Here is a 14,488-nt window from a genome sequence, read left to right on the forward strand (position 1 = left end):
GAAGCGTGCGAAGCATGTGGAGGCAGGTGAGATCGCATGATGGGGAAAGAGGCCCGGGCCGAGTGGTGGGAGCGGCTGCCCGTGGGGATTCGCAATGAGATCGACGGATACGTCCTTCAGGACGCCATGCTCGCAGCGGTCCGCGTCGTCGTAGACGTCGGCCTTGTCCGTGATGACGTGGGAGTTGGTACGGCTCAGCTCATCGTCGGCGACCGCTACGCACGCCACGGTGACAGGATCGCCCGCACTCCGGAGAGTCCCCTCGATCTGGAGTCCTTGGCCTACCGCGCCGGCGGAGCCGCTGGTCGCATCGTCGCGATCGAAGCGATCTGGGACGGCGACACGGTCCACGACTGGTTCGTGCGGTTGTTGGCCATCACTGCCGACCCCGTGGAAGAGCATGCGTTGGCCACGGTTTCGGGAGTCCAGACACACCCGATGACGAAGCTCCGCGCAGGGAGCCTGCCACGCCCACTGAACCCGCCTAGTCGAGAGGGCTAGTCCCTTGGTGACGCGGTGATGCGGCCTGAAGTGGAACGCCCCGACGATCGCCTTCTACGAGGCCTTGGGCGCGCGCCCGCAGGAGGAGTGGGACGTGTACCGCCTGACGGACGGACCCCTGGCCGGCCTGGGTGGGGCGGAGTAGGCCGCCTGGGATCGGGGGGAGCTGTGCGACGGCCGGGACCGGGTGCTGCGGGGAGTCGCCCCGCAGCTCTCGGGGCACCGGGCGAAGGCGGCTGGGAGGGTGCGCGGGACGGCCGCGAACCTCTCACCTGGCCTTGTTGTCCAGTACGGCCCTTCAGCGCCTGATGGGTGTGGCACCGGTGGCTTTTTGCGATGCCCCCGACCTATTGCACATAGTCCGTTTGGGCTATCTTCGGATAGTCATAACTGGCGTAGTGTGTAGTCAAGTTGAGGCGTTGCGCAGCAGATCGGCAAGGAACCGTCCCATTGGCTGGTTGACCTCCCCGGAGCGTGCCGTGTCCGAGACCAAGACGCAGAAACCGTTTCTGGAACTCCGTGCGGGAGGTTTCCACCTCGTGATCCAGAGGGCGCCCGTGCGGCTGATGAGCGCGTTGGTCGCTCTCGGATGCTCGGGATTCACCGCGTGGTGGACGACCCGCTGAGCGCGCCGCGGCGGAGCGGGGGTTGGTCAGGGTTCCAGGATGAGCTTGCCTGTGGTGGCGCGGGATTCCAGGGCGTGGTGGGCGGTGGCGGCTTTGGCGAGGGGGTAGCGGGTGAGGGCCGGGCGGAGGCGGCCGGTGGCGGCTTCGGTGAGGGCGCGGGTTTCCAGGACGCGCAGCGGGTCGGGGGCGCCGACCTGCTGGAGCATGGCCGGGCCGAGGACGCCGCGGGTGGTGATGGAGCGGGCGGCGAGGTCGGCGCGTTCGGCGTCGGTGAGGTCGAGGGGGCCGGCGGACCAGCCGAAGACGAGGTGGCGGGCGCCGGGGGCGAGCAGGCCGAGGGCGGTGCGGGCGGTGTCGCCGCCGACCGAGTCGAAGAGGACGGTGGCGCCGCCGGGGTGGTGGGCGCGTACGGCGTCGGCCCAGCCGGCGGCGGTGTAGTCGAGGGCGAGGTGGGCGCCGTTGGCGGCGGCCAGGGCGGTCTTGGCGGGCCCGCCGGCGAGGGCGATGACGGTGGCGCCGACGCTGCGGGCGTACTGGACGAGCAGGGTGCCGATGCCTCCGGCGGCGGCGGGGATCAGGGCGACGGAGTCCGGGCCCAGGTCGGCGAACTGGAGGATCCCGAGGGTGGTGCGGCCGGTGCCGATCATGGCGACGGCCTCGGCGGGGTCGAGGGTGTCGGGTACGGGGTGCAGGCGGTCGGCGTCGGCAACGGCGTACTCGGCGTAGCCGCCGGGGGCGAAGCCGAGGTGGACGACGACGGTGCGGCCGAGCCAGGCGGGGTCGGTGCCGGGGCCGAGGGCGTCGACGGTGCCGGCGACCTCGCGGCCGGGGATGGTGGGGAGCTCGGGGAGCGGGGCGGGCGGGCCCTGGATGCCGCGGCGGAGGCTGGTGTCGAGGAGGTGGACACCGGCGGCGGCGACGGCGATGCGGACCTGGCCGGGCGCGGGGACGGGGATGTCCGTGCGCTCGTAGGAGAGGTTCTCGGCGGGGCCGAAGGCGTGGAGGCGGATGGCTCGCATGGTGGGCATGACGACCACGGTGCGACCTCGAGCGGGGTTGAGGTCAAGGGCGGGCGTTGGCGGCGGTTGTCAGTGGGCTGGGTCACGATGGGGGGATGGTGCGCACAGGACAGCAGGGGCAGGGGCAGGGACAGGGGCAGCGGCAGACGGTGAAGGCGGCGCGGCGGCCGGAGCTGCGGCTGCCGGAGCTGGTGGCGTGGGCAGGGGGCGGGCTGGAGCCGGACGGGGACTACGACGGGCTGGAGTTCGCGGACCTGGATCTGGCGGGGCAGGAGGGGATCGGCGCCCGGTTCATGGACTGCGCGGTGCGGCGCTGTGCGCTGGACGAGGCGGGGCTGGCGAAGGCGCGGTTCCTGGACTCGGTGCTGGAGGGGGTCCGGGGGGTGGGGACGGACCTGTCCGGGGCCTCGTTGCGGGACGTGGAGCTGGTGGACGCCCGGCTGGGCGGGGTGCAGATGCACGGGGCCGTGCTGGAGCGGGTGGTGGTCCGCGGGGGGAAGATCGACTACCTGAACCTGCGGAAGGCGCGGCTCAAGGACGTGGTCTTCGAGGGGTGCGTGCTCGTGGAGCCGGACTTCGCGGGGGCGGTGCTGGAGCGGGTGGAGTTCCGGGACTGCGCGCTGCGCGGGGTGGACTTCAGTGGCGTACGGCTGCAGGACGTGGACCTGCGGGAGGCCACGGAGCTGGGGATCGCGCGGGGTGTGGACGCCTTGGCCGGGGCGGTGATCAGCCCGGCGCAGCTGTTCGACCTGGCCCCGGCGCTTGCTTCCCAGCTGGGGGTGCGGGTGTTGGGGTGACCCTGGGGGGATCGGCTCGATGCCGGGTGCGGGGCCGGTGCGTGGGTGCTGCCGCCGTGCCCCTGCGCCTCAAACGCAGGCGGGGCTGAAAGACCTGGGGCGCTGCCCCAGACCCCGCGCCTCAAACGCCGGCGGGGCTGAAGGGGGCCGGCGGGGCTGGAGAGGCCAGCGAGGAGGGAGGGGGCTGGAGGGGGCGACTGGGGGAGTGGGTCAGGCTGGGACGCGGGGGAATTTGGACTGGAGGGTCCAGATGGCGGGGTTGTCGGCTAGGCCGTCGTGCATGTCGATGAGGTCCGCGACCAGGTCGTGCAGGAAGTCGCGGGCCTCGCGGCGCAGCAGGCGGTGGCTGAAGGTCAGCGGGGCTTCCTCGGCCGGCATCCAGTCGGCCTCCACGTCGACCCAGCCGAAGCGGCGCTCGAAGAGCATCCGGTCCGTGGACTCCGTGAAGTCGAGTTCGGCGTGCTGGCGGTTGGCCGAGCGGTTGCCGCGGGGGTCCTGGTCGAGCTGTTCGACGATGTCGCACAGCGCCCAGGCGAAGTCCAGTACGGGAACCCATCCCCAGGCTGTGGACACTTCCCGGTCCGCGTTGGTGTCGGCGAGGTAGACGTCCCCGCAGAACAGGTCGTGGCGCAGGGAGCGGACGTCCGCAGAGCGGTAGTCGGTCTGCGGAGGGTCGGGGAAGCGCCGGGAGAGGGAGTAGCCGATGTCGAGCACGTAGCCGATGGTGTCACGCGCGCCGCGGCCGCTCACCTCCGGTGTCAGGGCAACAGGCGCTGTTCCTTCGCCACCGAGACCGCGCCCGCGCGGGTGTCGACGCCGAGCTTGTCGTAGATGCGGCCCAGGTGGGTCTTGACCGTGGCTTCGCTGATGAACAGGGCGCGGGCGATGTCGCGGTTGCCGAGGCCGCGGGCCAGCTGGCCGAGGATGTCCAGTTCGCGGTCGGTCAGGGTGGGGCGGGTGCCGCGCATGTGGGCCATCACACGGCTGGCGACGGGCGCGGACAGGGTGGTGCGGCCCTGGGCGGCCGAGTGGATGGCGGCGAAGAGCTCCTCCGGGCGTTCGGCCTTGAGGAGGTAGCCGGTGGCGCCCGCGCCGATCGCCCGGGTGATGTCCGCGTCCGTGTCGTAGGTGGTGAGGACCAGGACGTGTGGGGGCTGGGGGAGCGCGGTGATGCGGCGGGTGGCTTCGACCCCGTCGATGCCCTCGCCGAGTTGGAGGTCCATCAGCACCACGTCGGGGTGGAGCTTCGCGGCGAGGGCGACCGCCTCCTCGCCGCTGCCCGCCTCGCCGAGGACCTCGATGTCCGGCTCGCTGCCGAGGAGGGCGAGCAGGCCGGCGCGGACCACCACGTGGTCGTCGCAGAGGAGGATCGTCGTCATGGGGCCGGCTCCAGGGGGATGGCCGCGGAGAGGACGGTGCCCTCGCCCGGCGCGGATTCGATCGTGAGGGTGCCGCCGAGCTGGCGGACGCGGGCCCGCATCGCGGGGAGGCCGTGGCCGCGCTCGGCGGCGTCGGTACGGGGCTCGGCGAATCCGTGGCCGTCGTCGGCGATGTCCAGGACCACCTGGTCCCCGAGGAAGCTGAGCGTGAGTGCGGCCGTGCGGGCGCCGGAGTGTTCGCGGACGTTGGCCAGCGCGCCCTGGGCTATGCGCAGCAGGGCGGACTGGACGCGGTCCGGGAGCGGGGCGGGGGTGCCTTCGAGGTGGAAGCGGACCTCGATGTCCGGGCCGGCGTCCAGGGCGCGCAGCGCCTCGGCGAGTCCGGCGCCGTCGGCGAGCTCGGACGGGGCCAGGTCGTGGACGAGCCGGCGGGCCTCGGCGAGTCCGTGTGCGGCGATGCCGGTGGCGGTACGGACGTGCGCGCGGGCGGTGGCCGGGTCGGAGTCCCAGGTGCGGTCGGCGGCCTGGAGCAGCATCTGCTGACTGGACAGGTTCTGGGCGAGGGTGTCGTGGATCTCCATGGACAGCCGCTGCCGTTCGGCGAGGGTGCCTTCGCGGCGTTCGGTGGCGGCCAGTTCCCGGCGGGTGCGGATCAGGTCGTCGATCAGTGTCCGCTGGGCCTGGGCCTGGCGTTCCATGTGGACGAAGACGGCGGTGGCGAGGGCGGCGACCGCGGGCGGGGCCAGGAGCAGGTTGGGGTCGAAGGACTTGGACAGCTTCAGCTGGGCGATCACCACGAAGCCGGTGAGGAGGGCGACCAGGACGACGGCGGCGCGGGGCGGGAGGGTGCGCAGGGCGGTGAAGAAGAGCGGTACGGCGCACCAGGCGAAGCTCGGCGCGAGGACGACCAGGACCACCCAGGTGGTGACGACCAGCCCGAGCCAGAGGAGTCGGCGGGCGGTGGGGGCGGCGCCGAGGGCGGGGCCGAGTACGTAGAGCAGGGCCAGGGTGATGCTGAGGGCGATGATCCACGGGGTGCGGGGTTCGCCGGGGTGGCGCAGGAGGAAGCGGAGGAGGGAGGCGCCGAGGAGGAGGAAGAAGGCGGTGTGGGCGACGGTGGCCAGCGTGCGGGTGTCGTCGCGCGGCGGGGCGGGTGTCACTGGGTGCTCCTCGGTCGGGGCATGCGTCCGTTGTCGGGTGCGGCGCCGCCGCCGGGGCTCCGCCCCGGGCCCCGCGCCTCAAACGCCGGCGGGGCTGGGTTGTGCTGGGCGAGGCTGGATGGTGCCGGGCGGGGCTGCAAGCGCGGGGGTCTGGCCAGGAGATACCGGGGTGGAGGCGGGGCGCATCGGCCGATTGGATGACCCTTGCGTCAACCGGTGCGGTGGGTGGCGGGAGCCGGTACGGGGACGGGGTGGCGGGGGGTTCGGGGACAGGCTTGGAGCAGTGAAGGAGCCGGTCCGACCGGCCCGGACCGAACCGATGCCGTCACCGTGTCACCGTGTCACCGTTCTCAAGGAGCAGAGATGAACACCCGCACTCGCGTTCTCACCGGTACCGCCCTCGCCGTCGCCCTGGGCGCCGGTGCCTTCGGTGCCGTGAGCGCCAGCGCCACCCCTGCCGCCGACGCCGCCCCGGCCGCCGCCTCCGCCGCCGTCGCCGGCAAGAAGGACGGCCCGAGCGACAAGAACTTCACCACGACCACCCACCTCACCGTCGACGCCGCCACCCGCGCCGCCCAGGCCGCGCTGCAGGCCGCGCAGGCCGAGAACCAGAAGGTCACGGTCGCGGTGGTGGACCGCAACGGCAACACCATCGTCACCCTGCGCGGCGACGGCGCCGGCCCGCAGTCCTACGAGTCGGCGCAGCGCAAGGCCTTCACCGCCGTGTCCTGGAACGCCCCGACCTCGGTGCTCGTGGGCCGCCTCGCCCAGACCCCGAACCTGAAGGACATCCCCGGCACCCTCTTCCTCGGCGGCGGCACCCCGGTGCAGGCGAACGGCGCGCCCGTCGCGGGCATCGGTGTGGCCGGCGCCCCGAGCGGTGACCTGGACGAGAAGTTCGCCAAGGCCGGTGTCGACGCCCTGGGCAAGTAGTCCGTACGGGCAGCCCGCCTAGGATCGAGTGCGTGGAACACCGCGCACTCCTCCGTCTCGCCGCCCCTGCCGTCGTCTCCCTCCTCGCCCTCACCACGGCGTGTACGGGAGGCGCGGTGCAGGGGCGGCCGGGCGCGTCGGGCCTGCGCGACCCGTACTTCCCCAAGGCCGGCAACGGCGGCTACCAGGTCGACCACTACGCGCTGGACCTGGACTACGACCCCGCCGACGGGGAGCTGCACGGTACGGCCGTCATCACCGCCCGCGCCGAGCAGGGCCTCAGCTCCTTCAACCTCGACCTCAGCGGTCTGAAGGTCGAGGGCGTGACCGTGCAGGGCGTCGGCGCCCGGTACAACCGGGCCGGCAACGAGCTGACCGTGCGCCCGGCCGAGGACCTGAAGAAGGGTGAGGTCTTCCGTACGGAGGTCGAGTACGGCGGCAAGCCGAAGACCCTCACGGACGCGGACGGCGCCAAGGAGGGGTGGATCACCACCGAGGACGGCGGGGACGGACGGGGCAGCGCGCGGGCGCGGGCCGGTGCGGTCGGTGTCGGTGAGCCGGTCGGGTCGATGACCTGGTTCCCGGGCAACCACCACCCCAGTGACAAGGCCACCTACGACATCACCCTCACCGTTCCGCGGGGCTACGAAGCCGTGTCGAACGGCGAGTTGGCCTCCCGCACCGAGGACGCGGACGGGCGGACCGTCTTCGCGTGGCACAGTCCGGAGCCGATGGCGAGCTATCTGGCCACCGCCGTCGTCGGCCCGTACAAGGTGACGACGGGGCGGACGCCGTCGGGGACCGGCCTCTACAACGCCGTGGCGCCCGGCGAGGCGGCCGCGAGCGCGGGTGCGCTCGCGCGGCTGCCGGAGATGGTGGACTGGGGCACCGGCCGGTTCGGCCCGTACCCCTTCGGCACGGCGGGCGCGGTCGTGCTCCCGGCGGGCACCCTCGGGTACGCGCTGGAGACCCAGACGAAGCCCGTGTTCTCCGGTGCGCCGGAGAGCGAGGAGCTCGTCCTGCACGAGCTCGCCCACCAGTGGTTCGGCAACTCGGTGTCGCCGAAGTCCTGGAAGGACATGTGGCTCAACGAGGGCTTCGCGACCTACGCCGAGTGGCTGTGGGCCGAGGACCACGGCGGGCCCACCGCCCAGCAGCACTTCGAGGCGTTCCTGGCCGGTGACACGGCCGTGGACGAGGAGGCCGACTCCGACTGGGACGCCTTCCCGCCGGCCTCCCCGCCCGGGCCCGATCAGATCTCGGACGAGCCGGTGTACTACCGCGGCGCGATGGTCCTGCACCGGATCCGCCAGGAGGTGGGCGACGAGAAGTTCTTCGCCCTGGTGCGCGGTTGGGCCGCGGACCACCGGCACGGGAACGCGAGTACGGCCGACTTCACCGCCTACGCGCAGGAGAAGACGGGGCGCGACCTGAAGAAGGTCTGGGACGTCTGGCTGTACGGCGAGGGCCGCCCCAAGTAGCCGGCCGGCTGGGCCTACGGGGCTTCGAGCGGCTTGCGCAGCACCGTGCAGGGGCGGCCGAGCTCGCGGTCCTCGGCCCGGCGCAGTTCCGCGTACCCCTGGGACTGCCAGAAGGCGAGGGCCCTGGGGTTGTTGTCCAGTACGGCGATCTGCACGCCGGTGCGTCCGGCGGCGCGGAAGCGGTCCTCGACGAGGGTGGCGACGGCGCGGCCGTATCCCTCGCGGTGCGCGGTGGCGTCGATGAGCAGCAGGCCGATCCACGGGTCGGTGCCGGCGGCGGCCGGGTCCGGATGGTGGGCCAGCGTGGCGGCCAGGCCGACGAGGCGGCCGGCGGAACGGGCGAGGAGGACCTCGGCGCCGTCATGGGCGAGTTCGTCGGCGAGGGCGGCCGCGACCTGTTCGACGGTGATGCGGTCCGGGTCGGGGAAGTCGCCGCTGAGTTCGAAGAACGCGTGGTTCGTCGAGTAGAGGGCGGCGATCTCGGTGAGGACCGGGCCGGGGAGGGCGCCGTCGACGGGGACGAGCGGTTGCAGGATCACCTGTCGAACGGTAGCGAAGCCCCCTCCCCGGACGGCCGGGAGGGGGCTTCACCAGCGCTGAAGCCCTACTTGGCCCTACTTGGCGCTACTCGGCCGTACGTCAGACGTTGACGCCGAAGTCCTGCGCGATGCCGGTGAGGCCGGAGGCGTAGCCCTGGCCGACCGCGCGGAACTTCCACTCCGCGCCGCTGCGGTAGAGCTCGCCGAAGACCATGGCGGTCTCGGTCGCCGCGTCCTCGGAGAGGTCGTAGCGGGCGATCTCGGTGCCGCCGGCCTGGTTCACGACGCGGATGTACGCGTTGCGGACCTGGCCGAAGTTCTGGCTGCGGGCCTCGGCGTCGTAGATGGAGACGGGGAAGACGATCTTGTCCACGTCGGCCGGCAGGCCGGCGAGGTTGACGTTGATCGCCTCGTCGTCGCCCGAGCCCTCGCCGGTGCGGTTGTCACCGGTGTGGACGATGGTCTGGTCCGGGGTGGACTTGTTGTTGAAGAAGACGAAGTGACCGTCGGAGACGACCTTGCCGGTCGGGTTGACCGCGATGGCCGAAGCGTCGAGGTCGAAGTCGACACCGGTCGTCGTACGGACGTCCCAGCCGAGGCCGACCGTGACGGCAGCAAGGCCGGGGGCCTCCTTCGTGAGCGAGACGTTGCCGCCCTTGGACAGGCTGACAGCCATGGGTTTGTCCCTTTCCTCATCCAACATGCACGTACAGGCGGTCAAACTACCGCTGCCCCCTATAACGCGACGAGAGGCCTGTCGGGTTCCCGCCGTGAAATCTGAGTGACGCAGGCGGGGGCGGGCACGGATCATAGGGGGCATGCCTGGTCCTTATGTCATCCGCGGTTCGGTCGTGCTCCCCGAGGGCGAGCTCGCCTGGCGCTTCTCGCGGTCCTCAGGGCCCGGCGGGCAGCACGTGAACACCTCCGACTCGCGGGTGGAGCTGATGTTCGACCTGGCGGCGACGAACGCGCTGCCGGACGTGTGGAAGGAGCGGGCGCTGGAGCGGCTGGCGTCCCGCCTGGTGGGCGGGGTGGTGACCGTACGGGCCTCCGAGCACCGCTCGCAGTTCCGCAACCGGGAGATGGCGCTGGTGCGGCTGGCTTCGCTGCTGGCGGAGGCGACGGCTCCGCCGCCGAGGCAGCGGCGGGCGACGAAGATCCCGCGAGGGATCAACGAGCGGCGCCTGCGGGAGAAGAAGGCGCGGGCCGAGACCAAGCGGGGGCGGACCGGGCGCGACTGGTAGCCGCCGGGCGGCCCAGGCCGAAAGAACGGGGCTCCGCCCCGGACCCCGCGCCTCAAACGCCGGCGAGGCTGGATTGTGAGGCGGGGCTGGAGTGTGCGGCCGGGCCGGATTCCGGCTACTGGCCGTTCAGGTGCCTGTAGCGGCCGCGGAAGTACGTCAGGGGTTGTTGGTCCGGGGACGGGAGGGATGCCGTCAGGACGCGGCCGATGACCAGGGTGTGGTCGCCCGCCTCGACGCGGTTCTCGGTGCGGCACTCCAGGGTGGCCAGGGCGCCGGTCAGCAGCGGGGCGCCGGAGGCCTCGCCGCGTACGTACGCCAGGTCCGCGAAGAGCAGGCGGTCGCTGATGCGGCCCTTCATCGCGAAGCGGCCCGCGACCTGGAGCTGGTGGTCGGCGAGGACCGAGACGGCCCAGAGGGGCTGTTCCGCGAGCAGGTCGTCCATCCGGGAGCCCTCGCGCAGGCTCACCAGGACCAGCGGCGGGTCCAGGGACACGGACATGAAGGCGGTCGCCGTCATGCCGACGTCCTCGCCGCGCGGGCCGTCCGCCGTCAGGGGGGTCTCGTGTGCGGTGATCAGGCACACGCCCGCCGCCAGCCGGGACATCGCGGCTCGGAACTCGTCATTGCTCACTCCCTCAGCATGCGGGTTTCCGTGGGACGGGCGGGGCACGGGGGTCGTCTTCAGCACGCTGAAACGCTAATCTCGCCCTCCCGCGCCACACATCGGGCCCTGGTCCGAGTCGCGCCCCCGCCCCTTGGCCTAGGCCCCGGCGTATCGTTTGCTCTCGGGAATGTGGGGGAGCGCTCCCAGTCGGCACGAGCCTCTCCACGTACCGTTATTCATCTCATGTGACTTGAGTCACAGAGAGCAAGATTTGTTGACCCTGTGTACCTGCCGCACAGCTCACTGTGATTCAGTGGACGGGACACCGCAACGAAACGCCGATGACAAACCTGGAGTTGCTGTCGAGGTCTCGGGGAGAGCGAGCAATGGAGACCGAGTCGGAGCCGTACGTCCGTCTTGCGACCCTGCGGCAGCTGCACCGGGTGGTGGCCGATCTCAATACGGCCAGGAGCCTGGCGGACACTCTGCAGACCGTCGTGGACGGCATCGTCGTGGGCCTCGGTTACGAACTCGCCTGTGTCAACCTCGTACGTCCTGACGGCGATCTGGTCGTCGCCGCCTTCGCCGGAGACCCCGCCGCCGAGGCGCTCATCACCGGCCGCGTCGGCTCCCGCGCCTCCTGGGAACGCCGCCTGACGATGGGTGAGAACTGGGACGGGCTCCGGTTCATCCCGCACACCGAGGGCTGGATCCTCATGGAGGACGACGTCCCCCAGTGGCACACGGACGGCCCCGATCCGCGCTTCGAGGACGAGTGGCACCCCGAGGACCGGCTCTACGCCCCCATGTACGCGTCCGGCGGGGAACTTCTGGGTGTCATTTCGGTGGACAGACCGCGCAACGGGCGGCGCCCCGGCGCGTGGGGGCGCGAAGCACTCCAGATGTACGCCTTCCAGGCCGCGATTGCGATCAGCAATGCAAGGCTCCGCGCGAACATGCAGCGGGCCCTGGTCCGGCTGGAGCGTGAACAGCAGGCGCTGCGCGCCAGTGAGGAGTCCTTCCGGCAGGCCTTCGAGTACGCGCCCAGCGGCATGGCCATCGCCGAGATGGGCGGGGACCAGCACGGCCGGCTGCTGCGGACCAACGACGCGTTGTGCCGGCTGCTCGGCCGGCCGGCCTCCGTACTGCGCCGCTACTCCTTCTCCGACCTGGTCCACCCCGAGGACATCGGCACCCTGCTGCGGACCTCCGCCGAGGGCGGGCGCGCCGAGCTGCGCCTGGGCCGGCGCGACGGCACGTATGTATGGGTCTCGCTGCGCAACTCCGTCGTCGCCGACGCCGCCGACGGGCCGCGGTTCCTGCTGACCCACGTCGAGGACATCGAGGAGCGCAAGCGGCACGAGCTCCAGCTCGCCCACCGCGCCAGCCACGACTCGCTGACCGGCCTGCCCAACAGCGCCGAGCTGCGGTCCCGGCTCGGCGCCCGGCTGTGTCGCAGGCCACAGTCCGTGCGCGCCACCGCGGTCGAGGCCCTGGACGCGGCCTTCGAGGGGCGCGACGGACACGACGGGCGCCCGGTGCACGACGGCTACGAGGTCCGCGCGGAGGCGGGTGGTGCCGGTGAGCACGGCTTTCAGGCCGACGGACCCGACCGGTACACCGGGTCCGACCCCTTCGAGTTCCCCGGGGCGCCGGCCGCGACGCCGGCGGCGGACGGTCCGTACGACCACCACGTGCACACGGTGGCGCCCGCGACCGACATCGACGACGGGACGAAGGGGCTCGCGGTGCTCTTCTGCGACCTCGACGGCTTCAAGTCGATCAACGACAGGTTCGGGCACCACACGGGCGACGCGGTCCTGATCGAGGTCGCCCGGAGGCTCACGACGGGCGTCAGGGACGGTGACACCGTCGCTCGGCTGGGTGGTGACGAATTCGTCGTCCTCGCCGACGGCCTGGGTGCGGCGGACGCCGCCGATCTCGCCGTCCGGCTGCGCAACGCGATCATCCCGCCGATCCGGGTCGACGGCCGTGCGGTGCGGGTGGGAGCCAGTTTCGGCATCGGCTGGGCGAGCTGCGGGATGTCCGCGGACGAGGTGCTGCGCTCCGCCGACCAGCGGATGTACATCGAGAAGCGGTCGCGCTCCAAGGCGCACCGCAGGGCCGGCTGAGGCGATCTGTCACCCGTGGGCGCACGTGTTCGGGGTAGGCTCCCGGGGGTCGAAAGGAGTGACCTGCGATGACGACGCCCGCGAACAACGGCCCGCACGGTGGGGCGAACAAGCCCGAGGACGACGATCCGTTCGGCTACCTCTACGAGGACGGCCAGGCGGCCGGAGCCACACCGCCAGGTCAGGGCGGCGCATACGGCTACCCGGGGCCCGCGGCAGGTGGTCATTCCGGCGGGCAGCCCGGCGTTCCCCGCACCTCCCACCACCAGGTGCGGACGGTCGGCGAGCGCCGCAACGGCGGCCAGCGCGGTCAGGTCCCCGCGCAGCAGCCGCCCTACCAGGCCCAGTACCAGGCCCCGGAAGCGCTCCAGGCGGGCGGCTACGGGGTTCCGCAGCAGCCGCAGGCCCCGCAGCACCAGACCCAGACGATCGCGCACTCCGGCGGTCACGGCGGCGGCGCCGGCGGCGGCTCCAGCCGGCGCGGTCTGCTGATCGCCGCCATCGCGGTGGTCGGCGCGGTCGTGATCGGCATTGGCGCGGCCCTGGCCTTCGGTGACAAGGACAAGGACAAGAAGGACCAGGACCAGGCGAACGGCGGCCAGCAGTCGGCGGCCCCGCAGAACCCCTCGGCCGCGCCGCCGAGCGGCTCTCCCGCGCCCTCCCAGGCCCCGCTGCCCAAGGGCGAGGCGGCCGGCGCGGGCATGTCCATCACGGGCGGCGCGGCCCTGGAATCCACGATTCCGGGGGCGAAGAGCTCGGGCGGCCAGTACGTCGGCGGGTTCAACAAGCCCGGCGCGGCCGTGACGTGGACCCTGGACGTCCCCAAGGCCGGGAAGTACAAGTTCTTCGTGCGCTTCGGCATCCCGGGCGAGGACGCCAACGGCACCCTCACCGTCAACGGCAAGGCGAACGAGTCGCCGATCAGCATGCGCAACTTCGCCAAGTCGCCCAAGGGTGACTGGGAGAAGGGCTGGCAGACGACCTGGGGCCAGGTGAACCTCGACAAGGGCACCAACACGATCAAGCTGTCGTGTGAGACAGGCAACAGCTGCAACGTCAACATCGATCAGCTGTGGGTGGAGAACTTCTAGGACACGCCCCGGGCCTCAGCCGGCCGTCGTGACCTTCACCGACCCCCGTACCTCCTCGTAGGTGCGGGGGTCGAACTCTCCCGCCACCGGGGCGAGGACGGTGGCCGCCGAGAGGGCGACCGCGCGGGTGAGCCGCTCCTGCCAGTCCGCCCCCTCCACCAGGGCCGACAGCAGGCCGGCGACCGCGGAGTCGCCCGCTCCGGTGGGGTTGCCGGCCAGGGCGCGCGGCGGGGCGGCCTGCCAGGTGCCTTCGGCGGTGGCGGCCAGCAGGCCGTCCGGGCCCAGCGAGGTGACCACGGCGTGGGCGCCCCGGCGGCGGGCGTCGCGGGTGGCGGGCAGCGGGTCGCGGGATCCGGTGAGCTCGGCCAGCTCGGCGGCGTTCGGCTTGATGATCTCGGGCCGGGCGGCGACCCCGCGGCGCAGGGCCTCGCCGCCGGTGTCGAGGAGGACGGGGACCCCGGCCGCGCGGGCCGCCCGTACGAGGACCGCGTACGCGCCGACGGGCACGCCCGGCGGGAGGCTGCCGCACAGGGCCACGGCGCGGGCGCCGCGGACCAGGTCCCCGTACCGCGCGAGGAACCCGGACCATTCGGCGGAGGTGATCAGCGGCCCCGGTTCGTTGAACTGGGTGGTGTCGCCGGAGGACTCGTCGACCACGGCCAGGGTGCGGCGGCTGCCGTCCGCGCAGGGCACGAGCGCGTCCACCACCTGCGGGGTGCGCGCGAGCAGTTCGCGGACGGCGGAGCCGACCGTGCCGCCCGTGAAGCCCGTCGCCGTCACCTCGTGGCCGAGCGCGGCCAGGACGCGGGCGACGTTGATTCCCTTGCCGCCGGGGCGTTCGGTGACGGCGGCGACCCGGTGTGAGGCGTGCGGGAGCAGCCTCGGCACGCGGTACGTGACGTCGAGTGCGGTGTTGAGCGTCACGGTCAGGATCATGGGCACCCCCGGGTCTGTTGCTGCCGGGATCATGCCAAACCCGAGG

At 72.4% G+C, this 14,488-nt stretch carries 15 protein-coding genes and 1 pseudogene; 8 read left to right on the forward strand and 8 right to left on the reverse strand.

The window, feature by feature from the left end; genetic code table 11:
- Nucleotides 1-36: 36 nt before the first annotated feature.
- Nucleotides 37-501 (forward strand): hypothetical protein, encoded by a 465-nt coding sequence (locus tag ACFYZ4_RS12370; protein WP_390783860.1) that lies wholly within the window; start codon nt 37-39, stop codon nt 499-501.
- 25 nt (nt 502-526) lie between these two features.
- Nucleotides 527-646 (forward strand): annotated as a pseudogene (locus ACFYZ4_RS12375) (GNAT family N-acetyltransferase); the annotation flags it as partial.
- A 507-nt stretch (nt 647-1,153) separates the two neighbouring features.
- Here ACFYZ4_RS12375 and ACFYZ4_RS12380 read toward each other — a convergent pair.
- Nucleotides 1,154-2,146, reverse strand: a complete 993-nt coding sequence (locus ACFYZ4_RS12380) for a zinc-binding dehydrogenase (protein ID WP_390784012.1) — start codon at nt 2,144-2,146, stop codon at nt 1,154-1,156.
- 95 nt (nt 2,147-2,241) lie between these two features.
- Between ACFYZ4_RS12380 and ACFYZ4_RS12385 the strand changes: the two genes are divergently transcribed.
- The gene (locus ACFYZ4_RS12385; protein WP_390783861.1) at nt 2,242-2,943 is read left to right on the forward strand and encodes a pentapeptide repeat-containing protein; all 702 of its coding nucleotides are present in this window, start codon (nt 2,242-2,244) and stop codon (nt 2,941-2,943) included.
- Between the two features lie 210 nt (nt 2,944-3,153).
- Here the strand turns inward: ACFYZ4_RS12385 and ACFYZ4_RS12390 are convergent, their stop codons facing one another.
- Genes ACFYZ4_RS12390 through ACFYZ4_RS12400 form a run of 3 tightly spaced genes read right to left on the reverse strand, consistent with a single transcriptional unit; the run spans nt 3,154 to nt 5,482 of the window.
- Nucleotides 3,154-3,657, reverse strand: coding sequence for a hypothetical protein (locus tag ACFYZ4_RS12390; RefSeq protein ID WP_351292842.1), 504 nt, complete (start codon nt 3,655-3,657; stop codon nt 3,154-3,156).
- A gap of 44 nt (nt 3,658-3,701) precedes the next feature.
- Nucleotides 3,702-4,322 carry a response regulator transcription factor gene (locus tag ACFYZ4_RS12395; RefSeq protein ID WP_351292826.1) on the reverse strand — a complete coding sequence of 207 codons (621 nt, stop codon included), beginning with the start codon at nt 4,320-4,322 and terminating at the stop codon, nt 3,702-3,704.
- Nucleotides 4,319-5,482: a sensor histidine kinase gene (locus tag ACFYZ4_RS12400; RefSeq protein WP_390783862.1), complete on the reverse strand. Its 1,164-nt coding sequence runs from the start codon at nt 5,480-5,482 to the stop codon at nt 4,319-4,321. Before ACFYZ4_RS12400 ends, ACFYZ4_RS12395 begins: the two co-directional genes overlap by 4 nt.
- Before the next feature lie 363 nt (nt 5,483-5,845).
- Between ACFYZ4_RS12400 and ACFYZ4_RS12405 the strand changes: the two genes are divergently transcribed.
- Together ACFYZ4_RS12405 and ACFYZ4_RS12410 are read left to right on the forward strand one after the other, a co-directional pair.
- Nucleotides 5,846-6,415 carry a heme-binding protein gene (locus tag ACFYZ4_RS12405; protein ID WP_351292822.1) on the forward strand — a complete coding sequence of 190 codons (570 nt, stop codon included), beginning with the start codon at nt 5,846-5,848 and terminating at the stop codon, nt 6,413-6,415.
- A gap of 32 nt (nt 6,416-6,447) precedes the next feature.
- Nucleotides 6,448-7,896 carry a M1 family metallopeptidase gene (locus ACFYZ4_RS12410; RefSeq protein ID WP_390783863.1) on the forward strand — a complete coding sequence of 483 codons (1,449 nt, stop codon included), beginning with the start codon at nt 6,448-6,450 and terminating at the stop codon, nt 7,894-7,896.
- A gap of 14 nt (nt 7,897-7,910) precedes the next feature.
- On the opposite strand, the gene ACFYZ4_RS12415 is transcribed toward ACFYZ4_RS12410, so the two are convergent.
- Together ACFYZ4_RS12415 and ACFYZ4_RS12420 are read right to left on the reverse strand one after the other, a co-directional pair.
- On the reverse strand, nt 7,911-8,435 hold the full coding sequence (locus ACFYZ4_RS12415; protein ID WP_351292818.1) for a GNAT family N-acetyltransferase: 525 nt from the start codon (nt 8,433-8,435) through the stop codon (nt 7,911-7,913).
- A gap of 100 nt (nt 8,436-8,535) precedes the next feature.
- Entirely contained in the window at nt 8,536-9,111 is a 576-nt protein-coding gene (locus tag ACFYZ4_RS12420; RefSeq protein ID WP_351292816.1) for a TerD family protein, read from the reverse strand.
- 142 nt (nt 9,112-9,253) lie between these two features.
- Here ACFYZ4_RS12420 and arfB point away from each other — a divergent pair, with 142 nt between their 5' ends.
- Nucleotides 9,254-9,679, forward strand: coding sequence for an alternative ribosome rescue aminoacyl-tRNA hydrolase ArfB (arfB, locus tag ACFYZ4_RS12425; protein ID WP_351292814.1), 426 nt, complete (start codon nt 9,254-9,256; stop codon nt 9,677-9,679).
- A 115-nt stretch (nt 9,680-9,794) separates the two neighbouring features.
- On the opposite strand, the gene ACFYZ4_RS12430 is transcribed toward arfB, so the two are convergent.
- Entirely contained in the window at nt 9,795-10,367 is a 573-nt protein-coding gene (locus ACFYZ4_RS12430) for a flavin reductase family protein (protein WP_384351727.1), read from the reverse strand.
- Nucleotides 10,368-10,669: 302 nt separating this feature from the next.
- Here ACFYZ4_RS12430 and cdgB point away from each other — a divergent pair, with 302 nt between their 5' ends.
- Nucleotides 10,670-12,415, forward strand: coding sequence for a diguanylate cyclase CdgB (gene cdgB / locus ACFYZ4_RS12435; RefSeq protein ID WP_351292810.1), 1,746 nt, complete (start codon nt 10,670-10,672; stop codon nt 12,413-12,415).
- A gap of 68 nt (nt 12,416-12,483) precedes the next feature.
- The gene (locus ACFYZ4_RS12440) at nt 12,484-13,506 is read left to right on the forward strand and encodes a CBM35 domain-containing protein (protein ID WP_384351730.1); all 1,023 of its coding nucleotides are present in this window, start codon (nt 12,484-12,486) and stop codon (nt 13,504-13,506) included.
- Nucleotides 13,507-13,521: 15 nt separating this feature from the next.
- Here ACFYZ4_RS12440 and ACFYZ4_RS12445 read toward each other — a convergent pair whose 3' ends face one another.
- Nucleotides 13,522-14,442: a 1-phosphofructokinase family hexose kinase gene (locus tag ACFYZ4_RS12445; protein WP_351595741.1), complete on the reverse strand. Its 921-nt coding sequence runs from the start codon at nt 14,440-14,442 to the stop codon at nt 13,522-13,524.
- Nucleotides 14,443-14,488: the final 46 nt, after the last annotated feature.

The sequence above is a fragment of the Streptomyces sp. NPDC001513 genome (assembly GCF_042894695.1).
Classification (GTDB): Bacteria; Actinomycetota; Actinomycetes; order Streptomycetales; family Streptomycetaceae; genus Streptomyces.

Bases quoted from the DNA above. Each gene is read 5' to 3' on its own strand.
- ACFYZ4_RS12370 (WP_390783860.1), top strand. From the start codon at position 37: ATGATGGGGAAAGAGGCCCGGGCCGAGTGGTGGGAGCGGCTGCCCGTG.
- ACFYZ4_RS12380 (WP_390784012.1), bottom strand. From the start codon at position 2,146: ATGCGAGCCATCCGCCTCCACGCCTTCGGCCCCGCCGAGAACCTCTCC.
- ACFYZ4_RS12385 (WP_390783861.1), top strand. From the start codon at position 2,242: ATGGTGCGCACAGGACAGCAGGGGCAGGGGCAGGGACAGGGGCAGCGG.
- ACFYZ4_RS12395 (WP_351292826.1), bottom strand. From the start codon at position 4,322: ATGACGACGATCCTCCTCTGCGACGACCACGTGGTGGTCCGCGCCGGC.
- ACFYZ4_RS12405 (WP_351292822.1), top strand. From the start codon at position 5,846: ATGAACACCCGCACTCGCGTTCTCACCGGTACCGCCCTCGCCGTCGCC.
- ACFYZ4_RS12420 (WP_351292816.1), bottom strand. From the start codon at position 9,111: ATGGCTGTCAGCCTGTCCAAGGGCGGCAACGTCTCGCTCACGAAGGAG.
- arfB (WP_351292814.1), top strand. From the start codon at position 9,254: ATGCCTGGTCCTTATGTCATCCGCGGTTCGGTCGTGCTCCCCGAGGGC.
- cdgB (WP_351292810.1), top strand. From the start codon at position 10,670: ATGGAGACCGAGTCGGAGCCGTACGTCCGTCTTGCGACCCTGCGGCAG.
- ACFYZ4_RS12440 (WP_384351730.1), top strand. From the start codon at position 12,484: ATGACGACGCCCGCGAACAACGGCCCGCACGGTGGGGCGAACAAGCCC.
- ACFYZ4_RS12445 (WP_351595741.1), bottom strand. From the start codon at position 14,442: ATGATCCTGACCGTGACGCTCAACACCGCACTCGACGTCACGTACCGC.